The sequence below is a fragment of the Micromonospora sp. M61 genome (genome assembly GCF_018070245.1).
Classification (GTDB): domain Bacteria; phylum Actinomycetota; class Actinomycetes; order Mycobacteriales; family Micromonosporaceae; genus Micromonospora; species Micromonospora zamorensis.
On the sequence record NZ_JAGPYA010000041.1, the window covers coordinates 12,920 to 38,297 of the forward strand.

General features: G+C 70.5%; 27 protein-coding genes, 2 tRNA genes and 1 other RNA gene. 12 read left to right on the top strand and 18 right to left on the bottom strand.

Annotated features, from left to right (window positions below):
* The first annotated feature begins 133 nt into the window (after nt 1-133).
* On the top strand, nt 134-1,885 hold the full coding sequence (leuA, locus tag KBX34_RS22275) for a 2-isopropylmalate synthase (RefSeq protein ID WP_088950596.1): 1,752 nt from the start codon (nt 134-136) through the stop codon (nt 1,883-1,885).
* A 25-nt stretch (nt 1,886-1,910) separates the two neighbouring features.
* Here leuA and KBX34_RS22280 read toward each other — a convergent pair whose 3' ends face one another.
* Nucleotides 1,911-3,404 carry an MFS transporter gene (locus KBX34_RS22280; RefSeq protein ID WP_141911680.1) on the bottom strand — a complete coding sequence of 498 codons (1,494 nt, stop codon included), beginning with the start codon at nt 3,402-3,404 and terminating at the stop codon, nt 1,911-1,913.
* Nucleotides 3,405-3,511: 107 nt separating this feature from the next.
* On the opposite strand from KBX34_RS22280, the gene KBX34_RS22285 reads away from it, so the two are divergent.
* On the top strand, nt 3,512-4,168 hold the full coding sequence (locus KBX34_RS22285; RefSeq protein ID WP_088950598.1) for an HNH endonuclease family protein: 657 nt from the start codon (nt 3,512-3,514) through the stop codon (nt 4,166-4,168).
* On the top strand, nt 4,165-4,542 hold the full coding sequence (locus KBX34_RS22290; RefSeq protein WP_328369236.1) for a hypothetical protein: 378 nt from the start codon (nt 4,165-4,167) through the stop codon (nt 4,540-4,542). Before KBX34_RS22285 ends, KBX34_RS22290 begins: the two co-directional genes overlap by 4 nt.
* Before the next feature lie 33 nt (nt 4,543-4,575).
* Here KBX34_RS22290 and KBX34_RS22295 read toward each other — a convergent pair whose 3' ends face one another.
* The 7 genes from KBX34_RS22295 to KBX34_RS22325 all read right to left on the bottom strand — a co-directional run bounded on the left by KBX34_RS22295 (nt 4,576) and on the right by KBX34_RS22325 (nt 11,641).
* Entirely contained in the window at nt 4,576-5,679 is a 1,104-nt protein-coding gene (locus KBX34_RS22295) for an ABC transporter ATP-binding protein (protein ID WP_088950600.1), read from the bottom strand.
* Nucleotides 5,676-6,689, bottom strand: coding sequence for an ABC transporter ATP-binding protein (locus KBX34_RS22300; protein WP_210926728.1), 1,014 nt, complete (start codon nt 6,687-6,689; stop codon nt 5,676-5,678). Before KBX34_RS22300 ends, KBX34_RS22295 begins: the two co-directional genes overlap by 4 nt.
* A gap of 8 nt (nt 6,690-6,697) precedes the next feature.
* Nucleotides 6,698-7,660, bottom strand: coding sequence for an ABC transporter permease (locus KBX34_RS22305; RefSeq protein ID WP_088950602.1), 963 nt, complete (start codon nt 7,658-7,660; stop codon nt 6,698-6,700).
* Complete coding sequence (locus KBX34_RS22310; RefSeq protein WP_088950603.1) at nt 7,657-8,661, bottom strand: ABC transporter permease; 1,005 nt, start codon at nt 8,659-8,661, stop codon at nt 7,657-7,659. Before KBX34_RS22310 ends, KBX34_RS22305 begins: the two co-directional genes overlap by 4 nt.
* Nucleotides 8,662-8,743: 82 nt before the next feature.
* Nucleotides 8,744-10,408 (bottom strand): ABC transporter substrate-binding protein, encoded by a 1,665-nt coding sequence (locus KBX34_RS22315; protein WP_210791396.1) that lies wholly within the window; start codon nt 10,406-10,408, stop codon nt 8,744-8,746.
* Between the two features lie 322 nt (nt 10,409-10,730).
* Nucleotides 10,731-11,324, bottom strand: a complete 594-nt coding sequence (recR, locus tag KBX34_RS22320; protein WP_088950605.1) for a recombination mediator RecR — start codon at nt 11,322-11,324, stop codon at nt 10,731-10,733.
* A gap of 8 nt (nt 11,325-11,332) precedes the next feature.
* The gene (locus KBX34_RS22325; protein WP_007466279.1) at nt 11,333-11,641 is read right to left on the bottom strand and encodes a YbaB/EbfC family nucleoid-associated protein; all 309 of its coding nucleotides are present in this window, start codon (nt 11,639-11,641) and stop codon (nt 11,333-11,335) included.
* A 201-nt stretch (nt 11,642-11,842) separates the two neighbouring features.
* On the opposite strand from KBX34_RS22325, the gene KBX34_RS22330 reads away from it, so the two are divergent.
* Nucleotides 11,843-12,517, top strand: a complete 675-nt coding sequence (locus KBX34_RS22330) for a DUF998 domain-containing protein (RefSeq protein WP_210926729.1) — start codon at nt 11,843-11,845, stop codon at nt 12,515-12,517.
* An 83-nt stretch (nt 12,518-12,600) separates the two neighbouring features.
* Here the strand turns inward: KBX34_RS22330 and KBX34_RS22335 are convergent, their stop codons facing one another.
* Together KBX34_RS22335 and ffs are read right to left on the bottom strand one after the other, a co-directional pair.
* The gene (locus tag KBX34_RS22335) at nt 12,601-15,684 is read right to left on the bottom strand and encodes a DNA polymerase III subunit gamma and tau (protein WP_210926731.1); all 3,084 of its coding nucleotides are present in this window, start codon (nt 15,682-15,684) and stop codon (nt 12,601-12,603) included.
* Between the two features lie 244 nt (nt 15,685-15,928).
* An RNA gene (ffs, locus tag KBX34_RS22340) (signal recognition particle sRNA small type) lies at nt 15,929-16,018 on the bottom strand.
* A gap of 82 nt (nt 16,019-16,100) precedes the next feature.
* Between ffs and KBX34_RS22345 the strand changes: the two genes are divergently transcribed.
* A tRNA-Ser gene (locus KBX34_RS22345) sits at nt 16,101-16,185 on the top strand.
* A gap of 95 nt (nt 16,186-16,280) precedes the next feature.
* Here the strand turns inward: KBX34_RS22345 and KBX34_RS22350 are convergent.
* Nucleotides 16,281-16,523: a flavin reductase gene (locus tag KBX34_RS22350; protein ID WP_210926733.1), complete on the bottom strand. Its 243-nt coding sequence runs from the start codon at nt 16,521-16,523 to the stop codon at nt 16,281-16,283.
* Between the two features lie 190 nt (nt 16,524-16,713).
* Here KBX34_RS22350 and KBX34_RS22355 point away from each other — a divergent pair, with 190 nt between their 5' ends.
* Nucleotides 16,714-17,481 (top strand): helix-turn-helix transcriptional regulator, encoded by a 768-nt coding sequence (locus KBX34_RS22355; RefSeq protein WP_210926735.1) that lies wholly within the window; start codon nt 16,714-16,716, stop codon nt 17,479-17,481.
* A complete protein-coding gene (locus KBX34_RS22360; RefSeq protein WP_088950610.1) occupies nt 17,472-17,663 on the top strand; it encodes a DUF397 domain-containing protein in 192 nt (63 codons plus the stop codon). Before KBX34_RS22355 ends, KBX34_RS22360 begins: the two co-directional genes overlap by 10 nt.
* A gap of 58 nt (nt 17,664-17,721) precedes the next feature.
* Here KBX34_RS22360 and KBX34_RS22365 read toward each other — a convergent pair whose 3' ends face one another.
* On the bottom strand, nt 17,722-18,372 hold the full coding sequence (locus tag KBX34_RS22365; RefSeq protein ID WP_210926737.1) for a DUF1349 domain-containing protein: 651 nt from the start codon (nt 18,370-18,372) through the stop codon (nt 17,722-17,724).
* A 134-nt stretch (nt 18,373-18,506) separates the two neighbouring features.
* On the opposite strand from KBX34_RS22365, the gene KBX34_RS22370 reads away from it, so the two are divergent.
* Together KBX34_RS22370 and KBX34_RS22375 are read left to right on the top strand one after the other, a co-directional pair.
* On the top strand, nt 18,507-19,061 hold the full coding sequence (locus tag KBX34_RS22370; protein ID WP_210926738.1) for a hypothetical protein: 555 nt from the start codon (nt 18,507-18,509) through the stop codon (nt 19,059-19,061).
* A gap of 92 nt (nt 19,062-19,153) precedes the next feature.
* Complete coding sequence (locus KBX34_RS22375; RefSeq protein ID WP_172862127.1) at nt 19,154-19,648, top strand: hypothetical protein; 495 nt, start codon at nt 19,154-19,156, stop codon at nt 19,646-19,648.
* Nucleotides 19,649-19,774: 126 nt separating this feature from the next.
* Here KBX34_RS22375 and KBX34_RS22380 read toward each other — a convergent pair whose 3' ends face one another.
* Nucleotides 19,775-20,407 carry a TetR/AcrR family transcriptional regulator gene (locus tag KBX34_RS22380; protein WP_210791408.1) on the bottom strand — a complete coding sequence of 211 codons (633 nt, stop codon included), beginning with the start codon at nt 20,405-20,407 and terminating at the stop codon, nt 19,775-19,777.
* Nucleotides 20,408-20,533: 126 nt separating this feature from the next.
* Here KBX34_RS22380 and KBX34_RS22385 point away from each other — a divergent pair, with 126 nt between their 5' ends.
* A complete protein-coding gene (locus KBX34_RS22385) occupies nt 20,534-21,451 on the top strand; it encodes a TIGR03620 family F420-dependent LLM class oxidoreductase (protein WP_307871470.1) in 918 nt (305 codons plus the stop codon).
* Between the two features lie 56 nt (nt 21,452-21,507).
* On the top strand, nt 21,508-22,257 hold the full coding sequence (locus KBX34_RS22390; RefSeq protein ID WP_210926740.1) for an SDR family oxidoreductase: 750 nt from the start codon (nt 21,508-21,510) through the stop codon (nt 22,255-22,257).
* 62 nt (nt 22,258-22,319) lie between these two features.
* On the opposite strand, the gene KBX34_RS22395 is transcribed toward KBX34_RS22390, so the two are convergent.
* Nucleotides 22,320-22,406: transfer RNA gene (locus KBX34_RS22395), tRNA-Ser, on the bottom strand.
* A 75-nt stretch (nt 22,407-22,481) separates the two neighbouring features.
* On the opposite strand from KBX34_RS22395, the gene deoD reads away from it, so the two are divergent.
* Nucleotides 22,482-23,189 (top strand): purine-nucleoside phosphorylase, encoded by a 708-nt coding sequence (deoD, locus tag KBX34_RS22400; protein WP_074315244.1) that lies wholly within the window; start codon nt 22,482-22,484, stop codon nt 23,187-23,189.
* A 211-nt stretch (nt 23,190-23,400) separates the two neighbouring features.
* Here deoD and KBX34_RS22405 read toward each other — a convergent pair whose 3' ends face one another.
* The 4 genes from KBX34_RS22405 to KBX34_RS22420 form a co-directional block, all read right to left on the bottom strand.
* Nucleotides 23,401-23,847, bottom strand: a complete 447-nt coding sequence (locus tag KBX34_RS22405; protein ID WP_172862243.1) for a nucleoside deaminase — start codon at nt 23,845-23,847, stop codon at nt 23,401-23,403.
* A gap of 145 nt (nt 23,848-23,992) precedes the next feature.
* Complete coding sequence (locus KBX34_RS22410; protein WP_088950620.1) at nt 23,993-24,520, bottom strand: tRNA adenosine deaminase-associated protein; 528 nt, start codon at nt 24,518-24,520, stop codon at nt 23,993-23,995.
* A 118-nt stretch (nt 24,521-24,638) separates the two neighbouring features.
* Entirely contained in the window at nt 24,639-24,806 is a 168-nt protein-coding gene (locus tag KBX34_RS22415) for a hypothetical protein (protein WP_172862128.1), read from the bottom strand.
* A gap of 142 nt (nt 24,807-24,948) precedes the next feature.
* Nucleotides 24,949-25,341 (bottom strand): hypothetical protein, encoded by a 393-nt coding sequence (locus KBX34_RS22420; protein WP_370453060.1) that lies wholly within the window; start codon nt 25,339-25,341, stop codon nt 24,949-24,951.
* Nucleotides 25,342-25,378: the final 37 nt, after the last annotated feature.

The following is a 25,378-nucleotide window of genomic DNA, read 5'->3' on the forward strand; positions in this document are numbered from 1 at the left end:
ACCTCGTCGCGGAGTTGCATCGCGCCGTCCAGCACATCCGATTTTCTTCTCGGCACCGCCGCGCACCGTTGCCCGGCATCTCGCCGACACCTTCCGATCTGCTGACGCCACATGTTCCAGGGAGCACTCTGAGATGGCTCAACCTGTCACCGATGCCGAGACCGATCCGTTCGCTCGGCAACGCCCGAGCCGGATGCCGTACCACCGCTACCAGCCCTACCGGGAGCAGTTCCGGGTCGAGCTGCCGGACCGCAGCTGGCCCACCCGCACCGTCGAGGCGGCCCCACGGTGGTGCGCGGTGGATCTCCGCGACGGCAACCAGGCACTGATCGACCCGATGTCGCCCGAGCGCAAGCGGCGGATGTTCCAGCTGCTGGTCCAGATGGGCTACAAGGAGATCGAGGTCGGCTTCCCGTCGGCCAGCCAGACCGACTTCGACTTCGTCCGGCAGCTCATCGAACAGGACATGATCCCGGACGACGTGACCATCCAGGTGCTCACGCAGTGCCGGGAGCACCTCATCGAGCGGACCTTCGAGTCGCTGCGGGGCGCGAAGCGGGCCATCGTGCACTTCTACAACTCGACCTCCACCCTCCAGCGTCGAGTGGTCTTCGGCCTGGATCGGGACGGCATCTCCGACATCGCCACGACCGGCGCTCGGCTCTGCCAGAAGTACGCGGAGATCCACACTCCGGACACCGACATCTTCTACGAGTACTCGCCGGAGTCGTACACGGGCACCGAGCTGGAGTACGCGCTGGAGGTCTGCTCCCGGGTGATCGACGTGATCGACCCGACGCCGGACCGGCCGCTGATCATCAACCTGCCGGCCACCGTCGAGATGGCCACCCCCAACGTGTACGCCGACTCGATCGAGTGGATGCACCGGCACCTGCCGCGCCGCGACAGCGTGATCCTGAGCCTGCACCCGCACAACGACCGGGGCACCGGGGTGGCCGCCGCCGAGCTGGGCCTGCTGGCGGGCGCGGACCGGATCGAGGGCTGCCTGTTCGGCAACGGCGAGCGCACCGGCAACGTGGACCTGGTGACGCTGGGGCTCAACCTCTTCTCCCAGGGCATCGACCCGATGATCGACTTCTCGAACATCGACGAGATCCGGCGCGCCGTTGAATATTGCAACCAACTGCCGGTGCACGAGCGCCACCCGTACGCGGGCGACCTGGTCTACACCGCCTTCTCCGGCTCCCACCAGGACGCCATCAAGAAGGGCTTCGACGCCCTGGCGGCCGACGCGAAGGCTGCCGGCGTACCGGTGGACGAGCAGACCTGGGCAGTGCCGTACCTGCCGATCGACCCGAAGGACCTGGGCCGCACCTACGAGGCGGTCATCCGGGTCAACTCGCAGTCCGGCAAGGGCGGCGTCGCGTACATCATGAAGAGCGAGCACCAACTGGACCTGCCGCGGCGGCTCCAGATCGAGTTCTCCGGTGTGGTGCAGCAGGTCACCGACCACGATGGTGGCGAGGTCGACCCGGGCGCCATGTGGGAGATCTTCGCGACGCACTACCTGCTCGACCACCAGCCCGACCCGGCCGTCCGGTTGTCCAGCTACACGATCGGCACGATCGACGGCAAGGTCGAGATCGAGGCCCAGGTCGGCGTGGGCGACGAGCAACGCTCGCTCACCGCGGTCGGCAACGGCCCGATCGACGCGTACGTGAACGCGCTGCACTCGATCGGCGTGGGCGTGCGGGTGCTCGACTACCACGAGCACGCGCTCTCCTCCGGTGGGGACGCGCAGGCCGCCGCGTACGTGGAGTGCGAGGTGGACGGTCGCACGGTCTGGGGTGTCGGCACCGACGCCAACATCGTCACCGCCTCGATCAAGGCGGTCACCAGCGCCGTCAACCGCGCCCGCCGCTGACCTACGCGCGACACCCCCGGAGCAGCTACTTCGGGGGTGTCGCGGCGGGCATCGAGTGGCAGGGCTGCGACGGCGGGGCTGCCCGGGGCGGTCGGTGGACCAGCACGAGGGCCAGCACCGCCCCGGCCACGAGCAGGCCGGCGCACCACTCCATCGCGCCCCGGAACGCGTCGGTCAGCTCGGCCTTCTGCTCGTACCCGCCGCCGGACAGGCCGACCAGCAGCGGCAGCGCCGCCACCGCGAGCAGACCGCCGGCCCGGGACGCCGCGTTGTTGAAGCCGCTGGCGACCCCGGAGAACCGGTCCTGCACGGCGGCCAGCACCGACGCGGTCAGTGGTGCCACGACCAGGGTCAGCCCGATGCCGAAGAGCAGCACCCCGGGCAGCACGTCGGTCCAGTACGACGCGCCCGGTCCCACGCCGCGCAGCAGCAACAGACCGATCGCGGCCACCACCGGTCCGATGGCCAACGGCAGCCGGGGGCCGATCCGGGCCGACAACGCTCCGGCTCGGGCCGACCCGACCAACAGCAGCAGGGTCATCGGCAGCAGCGCGATGCCGGTGCGGAAGGCCGACCACTCGACCACGTTCTGCAGGTAGACGGCGAAGAAGAAGGTGAAGCCGCCGAGCGCCGCGTAGACGACCACAGTGAAGATGTTCAGCACCGAGAAGAGCCGACTGCTGAACAGCCCGGTGGGCAACATCGCAGCGTCGCCGCGCCGCCGTTCCAACAGGACGAAGGACACCGCCGACAGCACTCCGACCACTGCCGCGATCAGCACCGGCGCGGAGTCGAAGCCGCGCGCCGGCGCGTCGATCAGGGCGTACGTGACACCGGCGAGCGCGAGTGCTCCGAGCAGCGCTCCCGCGACGTCGAACCGCCGTCGGGTCCGCCCCGGGTCTTCGGTCCGGGAGGCGCTCTCGTCCCGGCTCTCCGGCACCCAGTGCATCGCGGCCAGCACCACCAGCACGGCGATCGGCAGGTTGAGGAAGAAGATCCAACGCCAGGAGAGCGCGTCGATCAGCCAGCCACCGATGAAAGGGCCGAGCGCTGTGGACACCCCGGACAGCCCGGCCCAGGCGCCGATCGCCCGGCCCCGGTCGTCCGGGTGGAAGCTGGCCTGGAGCACCGACAGCGACCCGGGTGTGAGCAACGCCCCGCCGGCTCCCTGGAGGAAACGGGCCGCGATCAGCCAACCGGTGCCCTGGGCCAGCCCGCACAGCACGGACGCGGCGGTGAACCAGACCACGCCGATGAGGAAGATGCGTCGCCGACCGAAGCGGTCCCCGAGTGCGCCGCCGAGCAGCACGAAAGCCGCCAGCATCAGCAGGTAGCCGTTGATGGTCCACTGGAGATCGGCCACGTTCGCGCCGAGATCCTGCCCGAGTTTCGGCAGCGCCACGTTGACGACAGTGCTGTCGAGGAAGACCATGCCTGAGGCGAGTACGGCGGCGAGCAGCGTCCCACGGCCGGCGGCGGTGCCCATTCGGAGGGCAGGCGCCGGTACGGGTGCGGTCATCCCACCAATCTGCCCTGCCTGATGTGGGAGACGCCACGAAATGCCAAAACCATCCCCGGGTACTGTGCGCAATCGCCGGGAGACCGCAAGCTGGAGAGGTGTCGTCTGTGCGTACCACATCAGGACCGCGAGCGGCGGTGATCGCGCTCGCCGCGACGCTGACGCTCGGCGTGGCCGGTTGCGTCCCGCAGGACGAGCCGGACACTCCGCCGTCGAGCGGCGGCGGCAATGCCGTGCAGCAGCTCGGCCAGCTCACCGTCGCCACCGCAGGCTCGATGAAGGGCTACAGCCGGGACCACTTCCCGCACTGGCGGGACACCGGCAAGAACTGCGACGTGCGGGACAGCATCCTCCAGCGCGACGGCAAGGACGTGAAACTCTCCGGCTGCAACGTGGTCGGTGGTCGCTGGGAGAGCGTGTACGACGGCCGCAGCGCCGCCGATCCCGCCGATGTGGACATCGACCACATGGTGCCGTTGGCCAACGCGTGGCGCTCGGGTGCCGACGAGTGGGACGACCGCAAGCGCGGCGACTTCGCCAACGACACGACACGTCCGCAGCTCATTGCGGTTTCGGCGTCCTCGAACCGGTCAAAGGGTGACCAGGACCCGTCGCAGTGGAAGCCGGCGAACCGTGAGTACTGGTGCAAGTACGCTGAGAGCTGGGTGACGGTCAAGCACTACTGGCGGCTGACGGTGACCACCGCCGAGAAGGCTGCCCTGACCGACATGTTGGAGGGCTGCACAGTGGGGAGTGAATCGTGACCGCCGCCGAGGAGAGCGCTGGCACCGGCCCGGCCGCCGCCGGCATGACCGCGGACGGCACCGCCGAGGCGCCCGCCGCCGTGCCGGGTGCCGGCATGGTCGCGGATGCGGGCGGGGCCGCTGGCCCGCAGAGCCGCACCACCGACATCGTGCCCGGCCCAGGCGGGGTGATGACCGACGAGGTCGGCGTCGTCACCGGCGACCTGACCCTGCGCACCGAGTACGCGGACGGCAAGGTCACCCTGCGGGTCCAGTACAAGGACGCCGACGAGTGGTATGTGGTCACCGGCGCGTCGGTGGCGTTGGCCGACCCGGCGGGTCTGGACGCGGTGCACGGCGTCGCGGTGGGCCTGCTCAACCGCCCGGAGGGCTGAGCAGCTCCGACGTCGCCGGCACCGCGTCCAGTCTCAGACGTACGAGCCGGGCTCGGTGGGCGCGGAGACCACGGCCGGCGCGTCCCCCTCGCCCTCGGGGCGGACGATCTGCGCGCTGACCCCGTGCGGGCGCAGCTCGCCGCTGGCGATCTGCTCGGCCCAGTGGCAGGCCACCCGGCTGACACCGATGTCCCGCAGCACGGGCCGCTCGTCCGCGCAGCGGGTGGGCTGCGCCCACGGGCAGCGCGTGTGGAAACGGCAGCCGGACGGCGGGTTGGCCGGCGACGGCAGGTCACCGGCAAGCAGGATCCGCTCCCGACGGTCCTCCACGTCCGGGTCCGGCACCGGCACCGCGGACATCAACGCCCGGGTGTACGGGTGCAGCGGCTCGTTGTAGAGACGGTCGCTCGGCGCCTCCTCGACCAGCGCGCCCAGGTACATGACGCCGACGGTGTCGGAGATGTGCCGGACCACCGCGAGGTCGTGCGCGATCACCAGGTAGGTCAGCCCCAGGCTGTCCTGAAGTTCGTCGAGCAGGTTGACGACCTGGGCCTGGATCGACACGTCGAGTGCCGAGACCGGCTCGTCGGCCACGATCAGCTCCGGCCCGAGCACCAGCGCCCGGGCGATGCCGATGCGCTGCCGCTGCCCGCCGGAGAACTCGTGCGGATAGCGGGACAACGCCCAGCGGGGCAGCCCCACCGCGTCCAGGGTCTCCCCGATGATCCGCCTGCGGTCGGTGCGGTCGGCGCCGATCCCGTGGGTCTGGAGGCCCTCGGTCAGGATCGACTCGACGTTCTGCCGCGGGTCGAGGCTGGACATCGGGTCCTGGAAGATCATCTGCATCCGGCGACGCATGCTGCGCAGCTTGCCGGGCGCCAGCGTGGTCAGCTCGACGCCGTCGAAGCTCACCTCGCCCGCGGTCGGCGGGGTCAGCTGGAGCAGCGCCCGACCGAGCGTGGACTTACCGCAGCCGGACTCGCCGACCAGGCCGTACGTCTTTCCACGCGCGATGCTCAGGTCGACCCCGTCGACGGCCTTCACGTGGCCGACCACCCGGTCGAAGAGCACACCCCGCTTGATCGGGAAGTGCACCTTCAGGTCACGTACCTCGACGAGGATGTCGTTCTCGCTCACGCTGATTCCTCCTCGCGCGGGGCGGGCACCGTGCCGGGCACCGGCTCCGGGTTCACGCACCGGTAGCTACGTCCGTCGTACGCCTGCACCAGCTCCGGCGGCTCGCCCACGCACTCGTCGATCCGTCGGGAGCAGCGCGGGGCGAAGGCACAGCCGTCCGGCCAGGGCAGCAGGTCGCGGACCGAACCGGGGATCGGGTTGAGCTTCTCGCCCCGCCCGGCGTCCAGGCGCGGCACCGAGCCGAGCAGACCCACTGTGTACGGGTGCCGCGGCTGGCGGAACAGTGGACGACGGCGGGCCGTCTCCACCACCCGACCGCCGTAGAGCACGTTGACGGTGTCGACCATGCCGGCCACCACACCGAGATCGTGCGTGATCATCAGCAGCGCGGTGCCGGAGTCCCGGACCAGATCCTTGAGCAGCTCCAGGATCTGGGCCTGGATGGTGACGTCCAGCGCGGTGGTCGGCTCGTCGGCGATGAGCAACCGAGGCTGGCAGGCCACCGCCATCGCGATGAGCGCACGCTGGCGCATGCCACCGGAGAGCTGGTGCGGGTATTCCTTCAGCCGCCGCTCCGGGTCCGGGATACCGACCCGGTCCAGCAGCTCCGCCGCCTCCTTGGCGGCGGCCGCACCCTTCATCCCCCGGTGCCGGGTCAGCACCTCGGTCACCTGCAACCCGATCGGGATCACCGGGTTCAGCGAGGAGAGCGGGTCCTGGAAGATCATCGCGATGTCCCGGCCACGGATGTCCCGCCGTGACCGGTCGTCGAGCTGGAGCAGGTCCGTGCCGTCGAAGACGGCCTTGCCGCCGACCCGGAGGCCGGGTTGCTTCGGCAGCAGACCCATGATCGCGAGCGAGGTGACGCTCTTGCCGCAGCCGGACTCGCCGACCAGGCCGACCACCTCACCGGCGTCGACCGAGAAGGACACCCCGTCGACCGCGTGCACGGCCCGCTGGCCGCGCCGGGCGAACGTGACGGACAGATCGTCAACTTCGAGCAGTGCCATTATCGGGCCTACTTCCGCAGCTTCGGGTCGAGGGCCTCACGCATCGCCTCACCGAGCAGGGTGAAGCCGAGCGCGGTGATGATGATCGCGACGGCCGGGTAGATCGCCAGCGACGGCCGGATACCGAGGTACTGCTGCGCGTCGGCGAGCATGACACCCCACTCCGGTACGGCCGTGTCCGGGTTGCCGAGGCCGAGGAACGAGAGCGCCGCAGCCTCGATGATCGCGGTGGCCAGGGTCAGCGTGGCCTGCACGATCACCGGGGCGAGCGAGTTCGGCACCACGTGGGTCAGCGCGATCTTCGACTTCTTGACACCGAGCGAGGTGGCCGCCAGCACGTAGTCGCTGTTGGCCTGGGAGATCATCGAGCCGCGCAGCAGCCGGGCGAACACCGGCACCGAGACCACGCCGACCGCGATCATCACAGTGGTCAGGCTGGCCCCGAGCAGGGCGGCGATGCTCACCGCGAGCAGCAGGCTCGGCATCGCCAGCAGCATGTCGATGAACCGCATCAGGGTCGTGTCGATCCAGCGCCCCCACCGGCCACCGAGACCGGCCGCAGCACCGGAGACGCCACCGATGACCGCGCCGATCGCCAGACCGATCAGGGTGGAGACCACACCGACGAGCAGGGTCTGGCGGGCACCCACGATCATCCGGCTGAACTCGTCACGGCCCTGGTGGTCGTAGCCGAACCAGTGGTCGCCGTTCGGGCCGGGAATGACACCGGGCTTGATCAGCCCTTCCCGGATGCCGATCGTGTCCGTCGCCGCGTACGGCACGAGGAACGGTCCGATGACCGCGACCAGCACGAACAGCGCCAGGATGACGGCGCCGACGATCGCGGCCGGGTTGCCGCGCAGCCGGCGGAACGCCTCCTGCCAGAGGCTGACGCCACGCTCGTCGTCACGGGCGGCCAGTTCGGAGAGCCGGTCGATCTTCTCGCGCTTCTTGCCCGGGCTGAGTGTCATCGCACCCTCACCCTCGGGTCGATGAAGCTGTAGGAGAGGTCCACCAGGAGGTTCACCAGCACGTACACCACCGCGATGATCAGAATGAAGCCCATCAGCACCGGATAGTCGCGCTGGCCGATGGCCTCGGCGACGAATGCTCCGATGCCACTGAAGGCGAAGACGGTCTCGGTCAGCACGGCGCCGGAGAGCAGGCCGCCCGCGAGCAGACCGATCGAGGTGGCCACCGGCAGCATCGCGTTGCGCAGCACGTGCCGGCGACGGACCGTCTGCTCGGTCAGGCCCTTCGCCTCGGCGGTGCGCACGAAGTCCTCGTTGAGCACCTCCAGCACGCTCGCCCGGGTGATCCGGACGATGATCGCCAGCGGGATGCTGGCCAGCGCGATGGCGGGCAGCACCAGGTGCCAGAGCGCGTCGGCGGCGGCGTCCCACTCGCGGGTCATCAGGCCATCGAGGACGAAGAAGTTGGTGACCCGGGTCGCCTCCAGCGTCGGGTCCTGCCGGCCACTGGACGGGAACCAGTGCAGGTTCTCCGAGAAGATCGCCTTGAGCACGTAGCCCAGGAAGAACACCGGGATGCAGATGCCGATCAGCGAACCGCCCACGGACGCGTGGTCCAGGAAACGGCCGCGACGGCGGGCGGCCAGGTAGCCCAGCGGGATGCCGATGCCGATCGCGATGATCATCGCGGTGATGGTCAGCTCGACGGTGCCGGGGAAGCGCTCGATGAACTCCGTGGTGACCGCCCGCTTGGTGGAGGTCGAGGTGCCCAGGTCGAGCTTGATCATCCGCCGGACGAACCGGCCGTACTGCACCAGGATGGGCTCGTCGAGCCCCATGTTGCGGCGGATGGCGGCACGCATCTCGGGCGTGCCGCGCTCGCCGAGGATGGCGGTCTCGGGGCCGCCGGGGAGCCGGCGGAGCCAGATGAAGAGCAGAAGGGAGAGCCCGAACAGCGTGGGTATCAGCTGAAGCAGGCGCCTGACGATGAACCGGAACACGGCGGCCTCGAAGGGGTGCGGAGGGTTGCGGGCGGGCGCTGTGCGACAGCGCCCGCCCGCGTTCCTTGCGTCAGATCAGGACTTACTTGAACTCGGCGGTTGCGAAGCGCTCGTCGGTGAGCGGGCTCGCCTTGACGCCGGTCACGTCCTTGCCGAACACGATCGCCGGCGGCGAGTGCGAGATCGGCACACCGGGCAGGAACTCCATCACGGACTTGTTCAGGGCCTTGTACTTCTCGGTCCGGGCCGCGATGTCCGCGGTGGTGTCCGCGTCCTTGAACTGGTCGAACAGGGCCTTGTTGTTGAAGCCCCACTCGTCCTTCGGCCGGTCGAAGAAGGTGCCGATGAAGTTGTAGGCGTCGCCGTAGTCACCGGTCCAGCCCAGGAAGTGGATGTCGTGCTTGCTGCCCGAGGTGGTGGCGTTGAGGTAGTCCGGGCTCCACTTGAGCGGGATCGCCTCGACGGTGATGCCAACCGCCTTCAGGTCCGCCGACAGCAACTCGAAGATGTCCTTCGGGTTCGGCATGTACGGCCGGGTGACCTCGGTCGGGTAGTGGAACTTCAGCGTCAGGTTCGACGCGCCCGCCTCGGCCAGCAGCGCCTTCGCCTTGGCCGGGTCGTAGTTGTACTTCGGAACGTCGCCGCTCCAGCCCTCGACGGTGTCGGGCATGAAGTTCTCGGCGACCTTGGCGCCCGGGGGCAGCTTCGAGTCGACCAGCTGCTGACGGTTCAGCGCGTACGCGATGGCCTGCCGGACCTTCGGGTCGGCGAGCTTCGGGTTGCCCTTCTGGTTGATCGCCAGGTAGAGCACGTTGAACGCCGGGCGGGTGAGCATGTTGAAGCCCTCGCCCTTCAGCGGCTCGACGTCGGCCGGGCCAACCAGGTCGTAGCCCTGGATGTCGCCGGAGCGCAGCGCCTGCTTGCGGGCGTTCTCGTCCGAGATCGTCTTGAAGATCAGGGTCTTCAGCTTGGCCTTGGCGCCCGAGTAGTCGTCGTTGCGCTCCAGGGTCAGCGTCTTGTTGGCGACGTCCCAGGCCTTGAACTTGAACGGGCCGGTGCCGGTCGGGTGCGCCGTCGCGTACGCCGGGTACTTGATGTCCTCGGCGGTGCCCGCGACGTTGCTCGCGTCGAACTCCTGCAGCGCCTTCGGGCTGTGGATGGAGAACGAGGGGAGCATCAGCGCGGCCGGGATCTTGCTGGAGACCCGGGTGAACGCGAGGTCCACAGTGGTCGCGTCCTTGGCGGCGCACGACTTGAAGAGGCTCGCCGGCAGGTCTTCGCTCTCGTTCTTCGCGAAGCCACCCATGACGTCCTGCCAGTACGCGGTCACGTCCGGGCTCTGCATGAGGCCCTTGGCGTTGTACCAGCGGTTGAAGTTGACGCAGACGGCCTCGGCGTTGAAGTCGGTGCCGTCGTGGAACTTCACGCCCGAACGGAGCTTGAAGGTCCAGGTGGTGCCCGCGGCGTCCGGGGTCCAGGACTCGGCCAGGCCGGGGGTGACCTTCGTGCCACCCTCCTCCGGTCGGACCAGGGTCTCGAAGACCTGACGCGCCACACGCAGCGACTCACCGTCGCTGGCGAAGCTCGGGTCGAGCACCTTCGGGTCTCCGGCGACGCCGAAGACGAGGGTGTCCTTCTTGCTACCACCGGATTTGTCGTCGTCGCGGTTGCTCTCGGCGCAGCCTGCTACCGCGAGGGCCGCGACCGCGATGGCCGCGATCGCGACCTTCGGCCTGGGTGCACGCATGTGTGCTTCACCTCGTCCTTGGGGGTACGGACAACGTGGTGACAGGGGTCACCGATGGCGGTGACCATAGCTCCCGTTGCGTCCACCCGGAAACCGCCAGGTGGACGGTTGGTATCGGATCGTGCCTCAACCGCCGCTTGACATTCGATTCGAAGGTAAACGGCCCCAAAAACCGATCAATCTGCATCCGCGATGCCAAACTGTTACGTCGAACAGCCCCGATGAGGGATCAAGTGTCAGATCAATTCCGGGCAGTGACGCCCACCGACACGACGATGGCCGGCACCCGATTCGGGCGCCGGCCATCGGCCGTGGATAGATGTCAGACCGCCCGGCGACCCTCGAAGGCCCGACCCAGGGTGATCTCGTCGGCGTACTCCAGGTCGCCGCCGACCGGCAGCCCACTGGCCAGTCGGCTCACCGCGATGCCCATCGGCTTCACCATCAGCGCCAGGTAGGTGGCGGTCGCCTCGCCCTCGGTGTTCGGGTCCGTGGCCAGGATCAACTCCCGCACCCCGCCACCACCGAGCCGAATCAGCAGCTCCCGGATGCGCAGATTGTCCGGGCCGATCCCCTCCAGCGGATTGATCGCGCCGCCCAGCACGTGATAGCGACCGCGGAACTCACCCGTCCGCTCGACGGCCACCACGTCCTTGGGCTCCTCCACCACACACAGCACCTCGTCGGTGCGGCGCGGGTCGCGGCAGATCCGGCACTGTTCGGACTCGGCCACGTTGTAGCAGGTCGTGCAGAACCGCACCAGCTCCTTGACCTTGCGCAGCGCGCCGGCCAGCCGGTTGACGTCGGCAGGGTCCGCCGACAGGACGTGGAACGCGATCCGCTGAGCGCTCTTCGGGCCCACGCCCGGCAGCCGACCCAGCTCGTCGATCAGGTCCTGGATGGCACCTTCGTACATCTGCCGCCTCAGAAACCGGGCAGGCCGAGGCCGCCCATGCCACCGGCGACCGGGCCCATCTTGCGCTCGGTCAGCTCCCGGGCCGCCTCGGCGGCGTTGTGCACGGCCGCGACGACCAGGTCCTCCAGCGTCTCCACGTCATCCGGGTCGACGGCCTTCGGGTCGATCTTGATGGCCTTGAGCTCACCGGAGCCGGAGACGGTCGCGGTGACCAGCCCACCGCCGGCGGTGCCGGTCAGCTCGGCCTCGGCCAGCTCAGCCTGGGCGGCGGCGATCTGCTGCTGCATCTTCTGCGCCTGCTTCAGCATCTGCTGCATGTTCGGCTGTCCACCTGGGCGCACGGATGGCTCCTTCTCGCACTCGTCTGCTCGGCCGCCGCCCAGCCTATCCGCTGGGACCGACCCCGCCCCGCCCGGAGGCGTCCGCCCACGCCGAGCCTTCGGGTACGGCTACCACTACCCCGAACCGGGCATCTGCCGGTAGTGCGCCCAGAGCCGTCGCACTGGTGTGCTCGTGGCATGAATCTCAACCCCACCGGCCGGGTCGGCGCGCTGTGCTGGGCTGCGGCAGCACCGATCTTCCTCGTCGCCAGCCTGGTCACCGGCCTGCGGTGGCGCGAACCGACCTACAGCTGGGCCCTGCACAACATCAGCGACCTCGGCAACGCCCACTGCGGCGTCTGGGACACCACCAGGCCCCGCTACGTCTGCTCGCCCTGGCACCCGCTGATGAACGCCGCGATGCTGACCACCGGAGTGCTGCTCGCCGCCGGGATCCTGCTGACCTGGCGACTGCTCGGTCGCGGCGGCGTGGTGCGCTCGGCCCAGATGCTCCTGCTGGTGGCCACCGGCGGGTACGCCCTGGCGGCCCTCTACCCGGCCGACGTCGACGAGAACCTGCACGTCCTCGGAGCATTCCTGATCATGGGCCTGGGCAACGTCGGCCTGCTCCTCGCCGGCTTCGCGCCGGGCACCACGACGCTCGGCCGGTGGCGACCGCTCACCCTCACCGCAGGGCTCATCGCCCTGGTAGGAACCGTGTTGTTCTTCGCCCAACAGGGCGTCGGGATCGGGGTGGGCGGCATGGAACGAGTCGCCGTACTGCCCTTCCCCCTCTGGGCCTGCTGCCTCGGCGTCCTGCTAGCCGAAAGACCTGCCAGCCTGCCTCGCTCAAACCCAAGCAAGGTCCACTAGTTCCTTGATCGTTGGCAGCTGAGCAACTCGACACGCCGCACACGGCACTGCTGAGCTGCCACCGATCGCCGCGACGCAGTCCCCTACCGGGCGTCGACCTCGTCGATCTTTTCCGCTCCGAAGGTCTCCCGGAGCAGCCGTACCGCCTGCTCCTCACTGGACTCCCGGGCGGTCTTCTCGTCGATGACCTCGTCCAACGGCTCGTCGCCCGGGTCGAACCCCTCGTAGACCGGGGTCGCCGGCGCCGCGCCGCCCGGCCGACCACCGCGCGTCGGGCCGTCGAAGTCCGGGTCGTAGGGAGGCTCGCCCGCCCATTCGGCGTCCGCGACGGGCCGGGCTGCCGCTGGGGTACGCGCACCGCGCCCCGCCGCCGCAGCGCGAGCCGCGGCGATGGCGCTGCTCACCGGTGCGTTACCGGCTGTCGCCGGCTGCCGGGCCGCCGGCGTCGGGTTGTCCCGTCCGCCCGGCTTACCGCCACCGGCCGATGCGCCGGTGGCACCCGCAACACCTGGTCCACCGCCGTTCGCGGTGCGGCCGTTGGCGGTACCGCCGTTCGCGCTGCCCCCGGTCGTGCTGGCCGATGCGGGGGCCGAGCCAGAGCCGCCCGACGCGGCGTCGGCACCTGATCCGTCGCCCGACGCGCCGCCGGGGCGGGCGGCCTCCGGCCAGTCCTCGTCATCGGTCGCCGCTGCCGCGGAGGCACCGCCGCCTGGGCGCGCCGCCTCCGGCCAGTCGTCCTCGTCATCGGCCGCGCCGGCCTGTGCTGCGCCCGGCCCACCCGCACCGTCTGCGGCAGCGGGTTGGGCTCCGCCCTGCCGACGTGCACCGTGATCATCCGCAGCGGTGCGCGGTGCTGCGCCCTGGTGACCCGCACCGGAGCCGCTTCCGTTCACGCCGACAGCGCCGCGCGCACCCGGACCGGTGGTGCCGGTCGCATTCGCTGCGCTGGACGGCGCATGAGTCGGCCCAGCGGCACCGGTCGAGGTCGGTGCGACGGGCGGCGCGCTCGTCGGGCTGGTAGCAATCGGTGCGGCGGGCGGCGCGCTCGTCGGGCTGGCAGCAGTCGGTGCGGCCGGCGGCGCACTCGTCGGGCTGGTAGCAGTCGGTGCGACGGGTGGTGCACTCGTCGGGCTGGTAGCGATCGGTGCGGCCGTCGGGCTGGCAGCAGTCGGCGCGGCCGGCGGCGCGCTCGTCGGGCTGGCGGCGGGTCGGGCCGGAGCGGCCTGTTGTGAGCGCTGCGAGCCGGACAGCGACACGCCACCGCGCTCACCGGCCACCTCGCAGCGGATCTGCCAGCGCCCGCCCAACTCCTCGTAGAGCGCGTCGGTCAGTACAGCCGCGTGGTCGGCCATCATCTTGGCCAGCACTGTCGACTTCACCGTCAGCACCAGCATGTCGCCGTCGAGTTCGCGTACGACCGCGTCGCGCATCAGGGCCGCGATCCGCTTGTTGGTCCGGTTGACCTTGCCGACCACGTCGGGCCAGACGCGGCGGACCGCGACCGCGTCCAACGCGGCAGCCGGCGCACCCGGTCGCGGTGGCACGGGCGTGGCCGGGTCGGGGAGCACCGCCGACGGCGGCACCACGCGACGCTGGGAGGGTGAGCCGGCGCCCGGCCCGGCGGGCGAGACAGGTGCGCCCTGATCAGCGGGTGACGACCCGACGGTGGCACCGGGTGATGCCGGGATGGGCGAGTCGGCGGGCGAGGCCGGCACGCCCGACACTGGCGCGCCCGAGGTCGGGACGCCCGAAGCCGGTGCGTTCGACGCCGGAGCGGTCGGGACCCGGCCGGCCGAGGCCGGAGCGCTCGACACCGCGGCGCTCAGGTCGACGGCGTTCCGGGTCGGGGACGCCGCCGGGTCGACCTCCCACGGCGGTGCGGAGGTCGGGGCGTTGGTGGGTGCGGGGCCTGCGGCAGCCGGGACCGGTGGGGCCTGCTGTGGGCGTACCCCTGGGTGGGCTGCTGGCGCGAAGCCGGCGGCGGCCGGCGGCGCGTCGGTGCCGCTCAGGGTGAGCCGACGTTCCATCCGCTCAAGCCGCTGGAGGAGGCCACCGGCGGAGTCGTCCACGCCGGGCAGCAGCATCCGGGCGCAGATCAGCTCCAGCAGCAGGCGGGGCGCGGTGGTGCCGCGCATCTCCACCAGGCCGTCGTGCACGATGTCGGCGCAGCGGGAGAGCGTGGCCGGGCCAAGCTGGGAAGCCTGGGCGGCCATCCGCTCGATCTGGTCGGCCGGGCCGTCGATCAGGCCCTTCGCGGCGGCGTCCGGCACCTGCTGGATCACGATGAGGTCGCGTAGCCGTTCCAGCAGGTCGGCGGCGAACCGGCGCGGGTCGTGTCCGGCCTCGGCGACCCGGTCGACGGTGGTGTACGCGGCGGCGCCGTCCCCGGCGGCCAGCGCGTCGCACATCTCGTCGATCAACGCGGCATCGGTGACCCCGAGCAGCGCGGCGGCCCGCGCGTAGGTGACACCCTCCGGGCCGGCCCCGGCCATGAGCTGGTCGAGCACCGAGAGGCTGTCCCGGGCGCTGCCTCCACCGGCGCGGACCACCAGCGGGAAGACCGCCGGCTCGACGGCGACGCCCTCCGCCTGGGTGAGCTGCTCCAGGTACGGGCGGAGCACCTTCGGCGGGATCAGCCGGAACGGGTAGTGGTGGGTCCGCGACCGGATCGTGCCGAGGACCTTCTCCGGTTCGGTGGTGGCGAAGATGAACTTGACGTACTCCGGGGGCTCCTCGACCAGCTTGAGCAGGGCGTTGAAGCCCTGGGTCGAGACCATGTGCGCCTCGTCGATGACGTAGATCTTGAAGCGGCTGCTGGCCGGCGCGAAGAAGGCGCGCTCACGCAGCTCGCGGGCGTCGTCGACACCACCGTGGCTGGCCGCGTCGATCTCGATCACGTCGATCGAACCGGCACCGTCGGTGGCCAGCGAGCGGCAGGACTCACACTTGCCGCACGGCTCCGGGGTGGGGCCCTGCTCACAGTTGAGCGAGCGGGCCAGAATCCGGGCGCTGGAGGTCTTGCCGCAGCCGCGCGGCCCGGAGAAGAGGTAGGCGTGGTTGAGCCGTCCGCTGCGCAGCGCCTGCGACAGCGGCTCGGTCACGTGCTCCTGACCGATGACCTCAGCGAAGGTACGCGGCCGGTACTTGCGGTAGAGCGCCAGCGTCACTCGTCCCGCCTCCTCTCGACCGAGCCATTCTGCGCCGGTCGGGCGCGGGTGACCACCCACCACCCCGGCACCCCGGCTGCCGTGCTTGATCGACCGGGCCGCCAGGGCTTGATCGACCCCGCGCCGCGCCTGACCGACGCCGCGCCGCGCTTGATCGACTCGGCTTCCTGGAAGCCGCGGTATCCGCGTGGCCGGGACACCCCGACATCACGGAAGTCGAGTGGATCAACCGGCCCACAGACAAAAAGGCCTCCCGTGCACCCGGCAGAGCTCGCTTATCCTTGCTGCCTTCCGGCCCTGGGGAGGTTCACGAGATACCGCCGCACGGGAGGTGCCGCCCAGCCTACCCGACCGCCCGTCGATCTTCAGGGGGTGGTGGGGTGGCCCGGCCGACGGAGGCCTGTATCCTGGCTCGCGGAGGATTCGCCTAGAGGCCTAGGGCGCACGCTTGGAAAGCGTGTTGGGTTTACACCCTCACGAGTTCGAATCTCGTATCCTCCGCTCTCTCGAGCAGCACCAACGACAGGGCCGGCCCCACGGGGACCGGCCCTGACTCGTCTCCGCGCCCCGCATCCAACCCGCGCGCCTTCCCCCCTTCAGGCGCGAGCGCGGGCCCAGGACAGGAAGCGTTCGGTCAGCCGACCTGGGTCAACCTCGCTGAGCTGATCACTGGCCTCGGCGTGGAGCGTCGCCAGGTAGACGGTCAAAGCCAGCCGGTCGTGCCGGTATTCGCCGAGCAGCCGCAGCTTCGCCGCCGAGCAGGGCCAGGCGATGCCGCACGCCGCGCAGCGCCAGGTGGGTCGGGTCGGCAGATGGTTCCGGTAGCGGCGGCGGGGCACAGGCGAACCTCCTTCGCGGTGGACGGGGGTCGCCCCGTCGGGGCGACCCCCGGACTGACGCCGACCGCCGGGCTCCTGCGCCTCCACCGGTCACGCCGTCTTCTGCGGACCACCCTCTGGCGCGTCACCGGACAGGTACACCGCGTAGCGATATGGTCCTCAGATATTCGAGACATCCGATGGAGGGGCCGTGAACGATGCGCTTCGGGTGGCGCTCAGCGACACCGGGCACACCACCGAATCCCTCGCCGAGACGGTCGGCGTCGACCCGAAGACCGTGGGGCGTTGGCTGACCGAGGGGCGCATCCCGCACCCCCGGCACCGCTTGGCGGCAGCGGAGGCCCTCCACAAGGACGTGTCGGACATCTGGCCGGACACTTCAAGACGTCGTGACCCCATCTGGTTTCGTCCGTGGCAGGAGATCGAGCGCGAGGCGGTGTCACTGCGCTGGTACGAGTCGACCGTGCTGCCGGGGTTGTTGCAGACCGAGGCGTACGCCAGGGCGGTGCTGAGCGGCGCGGGCCTGATCCCCCGGGGTGACATCGAGCGGCATCTCACGGTCCGGCTCGGCCGGCAGGGCGTGCTCAAGCGAGATGACCCGCCGCAGTTCACGGCGGTCGTCGACGAGGCGGTCATCCGTCGCCCGGTGGGCGGCGGATCGACAATGCGCGAGCAACTGCTGGCCGTCGTCGCGGCGTGCGCCGAACCGCACATCCGGGTGCACGTCGTGCCCAGCGCGGTCGGCGCCTACGCCGGGTTGAACGGCCCGTTCGTGATCGCGCACAGCCACGACCACCGGGTCGCCGGCTATCTGGACAACCAACTCCAGGGACAAGTCGCTAGCGACCCCGAGGACATCGCGGCCATGATGGCGGCATGGGAGAACGTGCGCGGGGAGGCGTTGTCCCACTGGCAGTCGGTCGACCTGATGAGGGAAGTGGCGCAGACATGGAGCTGAACGGCGCACGGTGGCGCAAGAGCAGCCGCAGCAGCGGCAACGGTGGCGCATGTGTCGAGGTCGCCGACAACCTGCCCGGCGTCGTCGGCGTACGGGATTCCAAGGACCCGACCGGCCCGGCGCTCACCTTCGCGCCGGCGACCTGGCGTGCGTTCGTCAGCCGGCTCGCCATGCGGCTCTGACCAGGGCCTCAATCCGTCGTACACATGTTCTATCCACAGGCTGTGGACAGGGCCTGTGTCAGGAGCCGTCGCGGAGATCGGCGAGGCGTTCCGGCCGGAAGCTGATCTCGTCGAAGGTCATGCTGCACCCGTCGCCGGTCGGTGACTGGCCGGCAAAGCCGATCCGGTCGCGGGTCGTCTCGCCGTCGAAGCTGAACACACGGATCAACTGCCAGGCCGTGCCGTCGACCGAGGCGTGGTACGCGTAGACCCGGCCGATTCGCGAGACGCGCAGCCACACCGACCGGTCCGCCACGACGAAGGCGTTCGCGTCGTCGGCGACACCACGACAGATGACGGAAACGATCATGGGCTCACCCTCGGGTGAGAACTCGAAGCACAACTTGCCCCAGCACCGCTCGTCACGCCAGATCAGCAGCACCCCGGCGTCGAAGGTGGCAGCGAAGGCGACGCTGACCCGGGCGCTGAACTGGAAGTCGCCCTCCGGCGGCAGGTCACCGAGCAGCGTCGCCGCGTTGAGGACGGGCGCCGGACTCGGCGCGGCGTTCTCGTCCCCGTCGACGCCGACTCCGCTCGGGTCGATGAAGATGTCCGTGCGCGGCTGCGCCGACACCGTCACGGCGCCGGTCGTCTCGTCCACCCGCCAGAGCCCCTCGGGTGAGGGCACGAGCGGAGACGGCATACCGGGGACGGTCAGTTGGTCAGCCATGACGAGGACCGTACAACGGGTCCCGGCAGGGAGTCTGTCGCCGCTGGGCGGGTACGGTCCGGGAATCGACGCCGGCTCGCCGGAAACCGTCGTACACATGTTCTATCCACAGGCTGTGGACGGCGGAGGGTTCGATGGCTTACCAGCTCAGCGCGGTGGTCGCGGACGCCGAGCTGCTCCGCGAGCAGACCGCCGAGCTGGATCACGCGGTCCTCGGCGAGCTGCGCCAGGATTTCGGGTTGTTGCCGGTCACGCCGCAGTTGGTGGTGGAGCTGACCGGGTCGCTGCCGGATTTCGCGACCGACGACCGGAGCACCGAGCACCCGTTCGGCCTGGTGCTGTCGCCGACGCTGACCGAGTCGCTGACCCGCTGGTCAGAGGCGGGGCCGGTGGCATACCTGGAGGCGGAGTTCGGCGGTGGCACCGGCTACCAGTCGGCGGCGGTGTGGCTGGGCGGGAGGCTGTCGTGGGGTCCAGGCTTCGACGACGTGTTGGACGCGCCGCGCGAGCAGTGGCCGATCAACGCGGCCCTGACCCGGCTCGGTGTCGAGCCCGGCGAGTGGATCGACCCGTTCGCCGAACTGGGGTTGCACCTGGAGCGCAACACCGAGGGTTGGCTGGCGCACGGACGGCGTCGACTCAGCGCCGACTACTGGGATGAGCTGGTCGAACAGTGGGAAAATCAGTAATCCGGCGATCGCCAGCAACCTGAGCGCCCTCGTTCCGTTGGGGACTGGGGGATTCCATGAAATTGCGACAATTTGCTTTTATAGCCATGCTGATGACGGCTGCCTCGATCGCTGGCAGCGGCGTACCGCCAACCGGGTCGATCCCGCACGGCCGGCCCGCCGGCAGCGTGGAGATCATCGACCTGAACGGCCTGCGCAACATCGAGTTCGGTGACACCGAGGATGAGCTGACCCAGCGCGGCATCCTGCGTACCAGCCTGGACGCCTGCGGGCCGATGCTCGTCGGCCACGACACGGTCAGCCCGGTCTTCATGGACGACAGACTGGTGCTGCTCTGGGTCGGCGACCCGATGCGGACACCTGAGGGCATAACGGTGGGCTCGCCCGTCGACCAGGTCTGGGCCCGCTACCAGCTGGTGACCAGACTCGATGCTCCACAGGGGACGCACCGCCTCGACGGGTTGCTCGCCCGCAGCGGCGACCGCGCGTACCTGTTCCTGCACGACGGGCGCACGGTCCGAAAAACCATCGCGGGGTACGCCGACTGGGCCCGCCGCCTCTTCGACGAGGGCGTCGGCCCCTGCTGAGGCGAACCGCACCGACGTGGCGCTGACGGGCGGGCTGATCCGATGTGGATCGACCCGCCCGGCACGTCGGGTCGATGCTTCAGTGTCGGGAACACCCCGGCGGGCTGTTCGCGGCTCGCTGAGCGCTCAGACCGTCCCGGTGGCCTGTTCGGGCAGCCGCGCCCCGGACGCCGCGGCGAAACCGGCGAGCGCGATCTCCGCGGCCTGTCGCAGGTCCTCCCGGCTGACACCGGCGGCGGCATGCACCGCCTGCCCCTCGCTGACGATCATGACGAAGCGGGCGAGCGCGACCGGGTCGGCGTGAGCGGGTAGGTCGCCTTCGGCGACAGCGCGGGCGAACCGGTCGGCGAGAGCCCCTTCGCCTGCCAGGCGGCTGGCGGCGAGGAACCCGGCGACGGGTGCGTTCTCGCTGGAGCAGGCGGTGCCGCCCTGGATCGAGAGGCACCCGGCCGGACGGTCGGGCCGGGTCACGGCGAGCACGTTCTCCCGCAGCAGGGTGCCGACCACCTCGTACGCGGTGGGTTGGGCGAACGCGCTCCGGGCGTACGCCATGTCCTTTTCGGCGTAGCGGGCCACGGCCTTGCGGAACAACTCCTCCTTGCCCCCGTAGGCGGCGTAGAGGCTGGGTTTGTTGATGCCCATCGCGGCGGTGAGGTCGCTCACCGACGCGCCCTCGTACCCCTGACGCCAGAACACCTCCACTGCGCGCTCCAGCGCCTCGTCGGCGTCGAACCCTCGTGGTCGCCCTCGCTGTGGCACGGCCACCACCTCCCTCGGCCCATCCTACCCGCAGCCCAACCGATCGGTACAGAAATTTGCGGACGCCGCCGCCGGTTGCTACGGTCGGATCCGTACCGCTCGGTACAGAATAGGTGGGAGGACGGCGTGGCGAATCACTTGAACACCCCGCTACCTGCGGTCGGGCTCTGGAGCATGGAGCTGCGCGGTGCCGCCGACCCGGCCATTCGGGACGCGGCGACCGAACTCGACGAACAGGGCTTCCGGGCACTGTGGGTGCCCGGCCTGGACGGTGGCGGGGCCGTGGACGACGTCGGGCACCTGCTCGGAGCCGCGCCGCACGCCACGATCGCACTGGGAGTGCTGGCGATCTGGGGCCAGGACCCGACGGCTCTGGGCGACCGGCTGGCCGCGCTGGACGCCGCGCACGGACCCCGGACGGTCTTCGGCTTCGGGGTCAGCAACGCCCACTCCGCCGCCCAAGCCGGCCAGGACTACGGCCGACCGGTGGAGTCGATGAGCCGCTGGCTGGATTCCCTGGACGCCGCGCCCCGGCCGGTTCCCGTCGAGCGCCGCATCCTCGGTGCGCTCGGGCCGAGGATGGCGGACCTGGCTGCCGACCGGACGGCCGGCTGGCACCCGTTCATGGTGACCCCGGACTACAGCGCCGTGCAGCGCGAACGCGTGGGGGCGCAGCCGCTGATCGCACCGCACCTGGCCGTCGTCCTCGACAAGAACCCGGAGCGGGCCCGCGCAGCCGCCCGGGCGGGGATCGGCATGTTCATCGGCTTTCCGACCTACCGGGCCAACCTGGCCCGCCTCGGGTTCACCGACGACGACCTGGTCCCCGGCGGGAGCGACCGCCTGATCGACGCCCTCGTCGCGTGGGGCGACCTGGACGCGGTGGCCACGCGCATCCGGGAGCACCTGGACGCGGGCGCGAACCACGTCGCCCTCCACGTGCTGCGACCCGACGACCCGGGCCGGCCGGCGCTGCCCCTGCCGCAGTGGCGCGACCTGGCCGCCCTCCTGCCGACCTTCACCCCGGCCCCCGCAACCCATTGACCACCGGCCGCAACGGCCGGCCGGACCACCCGCACCGCAACAAGAGGAGATCCATCGTGGGACAGCTCGACGGCAAGACCGCCCTCGTCACCGGGGGCACCACGGGCATCGGCCTGGCCGCCGCCCGCCGATTCGCCGCCGAAGGCGCGTACGTCTTCGTCACCGGCCGGCGCAAGGGCCCGCTGGACGAGGCCGTGGCCAGCATCGGCACCAACGCCACCAGTATCGCCAGTGACGTCGGCAACCTCGACGACCTGGACCGGGTGATGCGGGCGATCGAGGCCCGGGGCGCCGGGCTGGACGTGGTGTTCGCCAACGCCGGCGGCGGCGAGTTCCTCCCGCTCGACTCGATCACGGTCGAACACATCGCCAGCACCTTCGACACCAACATCTACGGCACCGTCTTCACCGTGCAGAAGGCCCTGCCTCTGCTCAATGAGGGTGCCTCGATCGTGCTGACCGGCTCGACGGCCGCCAGCAACGGCACCCCGGCGTTCAGCGTCTACGCCGCGTCCAAGGCCGCCATCCGCTCGTTCGGCCGCACCTGGGCCGCCGAGTTGGTCGGCCGGAACATCCGGGTCAACACCCTGGTCCCCGGCTCGACCGAGACCCCCGGGCTCGCGGGTCTGGCGCCCAGCCCCGAGGAGGCCCCCGGCCTGCTCCAGTCCATCGCCTCAGGCGTGCCCATGCGCCGGATGGCCCACCCGGACGAGATCGCCAACGCGGCGCTCTTCCTCGCCTCCGACCAGAGCAGCTTCATGACCGGCGGCGAGCTGTTCGTCGACGGCGGCGAGCAGCAGCTCTGAGACCGAACGCGGAACGCCCGGCCGATCCTTGCGGATCTGCCGGGCGTTCTCGCACTTCAGAGCGGTGGCGGAGGGATTTGAACCCTCGGAGGGCGTTAACCCTCACACGCTTTCGAGGCGTGCTCCTTAGGCCGCTCGGACACGCCACCGCCGACGAGGGTACAGGACCGCTGGTTCCGACGCCGAACCGGTATCGCCCCTGCCGGCCTGGCAGGATCTTTGCCATGAGTACGCACATCGGCGCGAAGCCGGGCGAGATCGCCGAGCGGGTCCTGATGCCGGGCGACCCCCTGCGGGCCAAGTGGATCGCAGAGACCTACCTCGAGGGCGCCACCTGCTACTCGACGGTCCGGGGCATGCTGGGTTTCACCGGCCGCTGGAACGGCGTCGAGGTTTCCGTCCAGGGCTCCGGCATGGGCATGCCGTCGGCCTCCATCTACGCACACGAGCTGATCAACGAGTACGGCGTGAAGACGCTGATCCGCGTCGGCTCCTGTGGTGCCCTCAGCACCGACCTGCAACTGCGGGACGTGGTGGCGGCCATCGGGTCCTCCACCGACTCCAACATGAACCGGATGCGCTTCGACGGGCTGATCGACTACGCCCCGGTGGCCGACTTCGGGCTGCTGCGTACGTCGGTCGAGGTGGCTGAGCGGCGCGGCATCACGATGCACGTCGGGCCGATCCTGGCGGCGGACGCCTTCTACACCGACCGGCCGGACCTCTACGACACGCTCGCCGACTACGGCGTGCTGGCGGTGGAGATGGAGTCGGCGGCGCTCTACACGATCGCCGCCCGCTTCAAGGCCCGCGCGCTGACCGTGCTGACCGTCAGCGACCACATCAAGACCGGCGAGAAGACCACCTCCGAGGAGCGGGAGCAGACCTTCAGCCAGATGGTCGAGATCGCCCTCGACACGATCATCGCCTGACCCGTCCGGGCGGCGTCACCGCGGAGAGCGTGATGACTGTGTGGCATAAATATGCCTCACAGTCATCACGCTCTCCAGCATCAGGCCGGCCCGATCCGCGCCACGCCAACCCACGCCACGCCAACCCGCGCCACGCCACGCGAGCCCGATCCATACACCCAGGTCACACGGCGGCCAGCGCCCACGTCGGCGAGAGGCGAGCGGCCCGGCCTCAGCGGAAGAACGCTCGCAGCACGGCGGCGGTCTCGGCCTCCAGCACCCCGCCGTAGACCTCGGGGCGGTGGTTGAGCCGGCGGTCACGCAACACGTCCCAGAGCGATCCAGCTGCGCCGGTCTTGGGCTCCCACGCGCCGAAGACGACGGTGGAGACCCGGGCCAGCACCAACGCACCCGCGCACATGGTGCACGGTTCGAGGGTGACCACCAGGGTGCAGCCGTCCAGCCGCCACCGGCCGACCTGCTCGGCACCTCGGCGCAGGGCCAGCACCTCGGCGTGGGCGGTGGGGTCGCCGGTCAGCTCCCGCTCGTTGCGCCCGATGGCCAACTCGGTCCCGTCCGGCCCGTAGAGCACCGCGCCCACCGGCACGTCGTCCACATCCGTGGCACCGGTGGCAGCGTCGGCAACGCCCGTAACGGCGACCTCCAGGGCACGGCGCATCCACAGCTCGTGCCGCTGCCGCCGGCCGACTTCGCCCAGGTCGGCCAGGCCCTCGTGGGCGCCCGGGCCGGCGCGGCCCACCGCGCCGGGGGTCGGCTGCCCGGGCCGGATCGACTCCAGCGACGGATCGGTGGCGTCGGCCGGCTCAGACCTCACGCAGCTCCTCGACCTCGTCGACGCAGCCGAGCACCTGGCAGATCTCGGCGGTGACGTCCGCCGGCATCATGCCCTCGTGCGTACACAGGGTCAGCAGCTTCTGCGCGGAGATGCCCAGGTTGGCCAGCAGGTCGGCATCGCCCACCGGGTCGGCCTCCGGGTCGACGACGGGCTGCTCGCTCTCCTCGTCACCGCTCGTCACCGGGCGCGGCTCCTCGTCGCCGTCGAGCCCGGTGACCGAGGTCTTCAGGTCACCGACCAGCAGCGAACCAAGAGGGGACTCCTCGGCGAACGCGGAGTCCGAACCGAACACCCGCAGGTCGTCGCCCTCGTCGAGACGAAGGACCACCAGATAGGCGTCATCGGCCTCGACGAACAGCAGCGACACGTCGGCCTCCAGGTCGACGTCACGCAGTCGGTCAGCGACCTCGTCGATGTCGGTGGCGCCGCGCAGGCTGACCTCGGCGGCGGTCCAGCCACTGTCGTCGCGCACCACGGCCGCAGCGAAGTACGACACGGTCCCCCCAATAGCCCCTCGGCACAACGCCGACCCGTTACGCGTGCACGTTAGCCGGTCGGGTCGGCAGGCGACCGGTCAACGCCCCGAAGCGCCGGTCATTCCTGACAAAGTCGGATCAGCCGACGACCCGACGGCGGGTGGCGATGAGCTGGCGCAGACGCTCGGTGCGCTGCCGCTGCGGTCGGCTGCGCTGACGGACCGCGCGGGCGCCCGCCAACTCGGCCAACAACTGAAGGCGGCGCCGGGTGCGATCCGGGTCCTGTCGCGGGGTGGTCCAGGCCATAGTGCCGAGCGTGCCGAGTCTCGGCGGCCACGTCAAGACGGCGTTCGCTACGCAGCCAACCGGGCACACGGCGCAGTCATGGACACTCGTTTCGGAGCCGTTTCGGCACTGTCACGGGAGTAGTCGGTGACGCAGTCGGCGGTCACCACAACGGCCAGTCACCGCTGGTTCCCCAGCGGACCGCCAGCACGGCGGCGGCGATGCTCCAGCCTCCCGCCGTGACGATGGCGACCCCGGTGGCGACCCCTCGATCGCCATAGCGGACCAGCACCAGGGCGGTCAGCCACGCCAGCAGACCGGCCACCACCGTCCACCACGCGTAACTGGCCACATCGGTGCCGAGCAGCCCGAACAACAGGAACCAACCGGCCGCCGCGCCGCCGCCAGCGGCGACACCACCGCCGGTGACCGGGTGCGGCTCGCGGTAGGTGGGCCGGGCCGGCGGGCCGGCGGGGAAAAGACCCGAGGGGGTACGCGCCACCGGGCGGACGAAGGCACCGGGATCCGAGCCAGGTTCTGGTCGGGCGATGGTCACCGTCGCTGCCCTCCCTCACGCGCGTCGCTCGTGCCCA

Coding starts and splice junctions, on each gene's coding strand:
- KBX34_RS22280 (WP_141911680.1), bottom strand. CDS start 3,404: ATGACCGCACCCGTACCGGCGCCTGCCCTCCGAATGGGCACCGCCGCC.
- leuA (WP_088950596.1), top strand. CDS start 134: ATGGCTCAACCTGTCACCGATGCCGAGACCGATCCGTTCGCTCGGCAA.
- KBX34_RS22305 (WP_088950602.1), bottom strand. CDS start 7,660: ATGACACTCAGCCCGGGCAAGAAGCGCGAGAAGATCGACCGGCTCTCC.
- KBX34_RS22375 (WP_172862127.1), top strand. CDS start 19,154: ATGACGGCTGCCTCGATCGCTGGCAGCGGCGTACCGCCAACCGGGTCG.
- KBX34_RS22415 (WP_172862128.1), bottom strand. CDS start 24,806: ATGGCCTGGACCACCCCGCGACAGGACCCGGATCGCACCCGGCGCCGC.
- KBX34_RS22300 (WP_210926728.1), bottom strand. CDS start 6,689: ATGGCACTGCTCGAAGTTGACGATCTGTCCGTCACGTTCGCCCGGCGC.
- KBX34_RS22330 (WP_210926729.1), top strand. CDS start 11,843: ATGAATCTCAACCCCACCGGCCGGGTCGGCGCGCTGTGCTGGGCTGCG.
- KBX34_RS22370 (WP_210926738.1), top strand. CDS start 18,507: ATGGCTTACCAGCTCAGCGCGGTGGTCGCGGACGCCGAGCTGCTCCGC.
- KBX34_RS22360 (WP_088950610.1), top strand. CDS start 17,472: ATGGAGCTGAACGGCGCACGGTGGCGCAAGAGCAGCCGCAGCAGCGGC.
- KBX34_RS22405 (WP_172862243.1), bottom strand. CDS start 23,847: ATGCGCCGTGCCCTGGAGGTCGCCGTTACGGGCGTTGCCGACGCTGCC.
- KBX34_RS22315 (WP_210791396.1), bottom strand. CDS start 10,408: ATGCGTGCACCCAGGCCGAAGGTCGCGATCGCGGCCATCGCGGTCGCG.
- deoD (WP_074315244.1), top strand. CDS start 22,482: ATGAGTACGCACATCGGCGCGAAGCCGGGCGAGATCGCCGAGCGGGTC.
- recR (WP_088950605.1), bottom strand. CDS start 11,324: ATGTACGAAGGTGCCATCCAGGACCTGATCGACGAGCTGGGTCGGCTG.
- KBX34_RS22365 (WP_210926737.1), bottom strand. CDS start 18,372: ATGGCTGACCAACTGACCGTCCCCGGTATGCCGTCTCCGCTCGTGCCC.
- KBX34_RS22325 (WP_007466279.1), bottom strand. CDS start 11,641: ATGCAGCAGATGCTGAAGCAGGCGCAGAAGATGCAGCAGCAGATCGCC.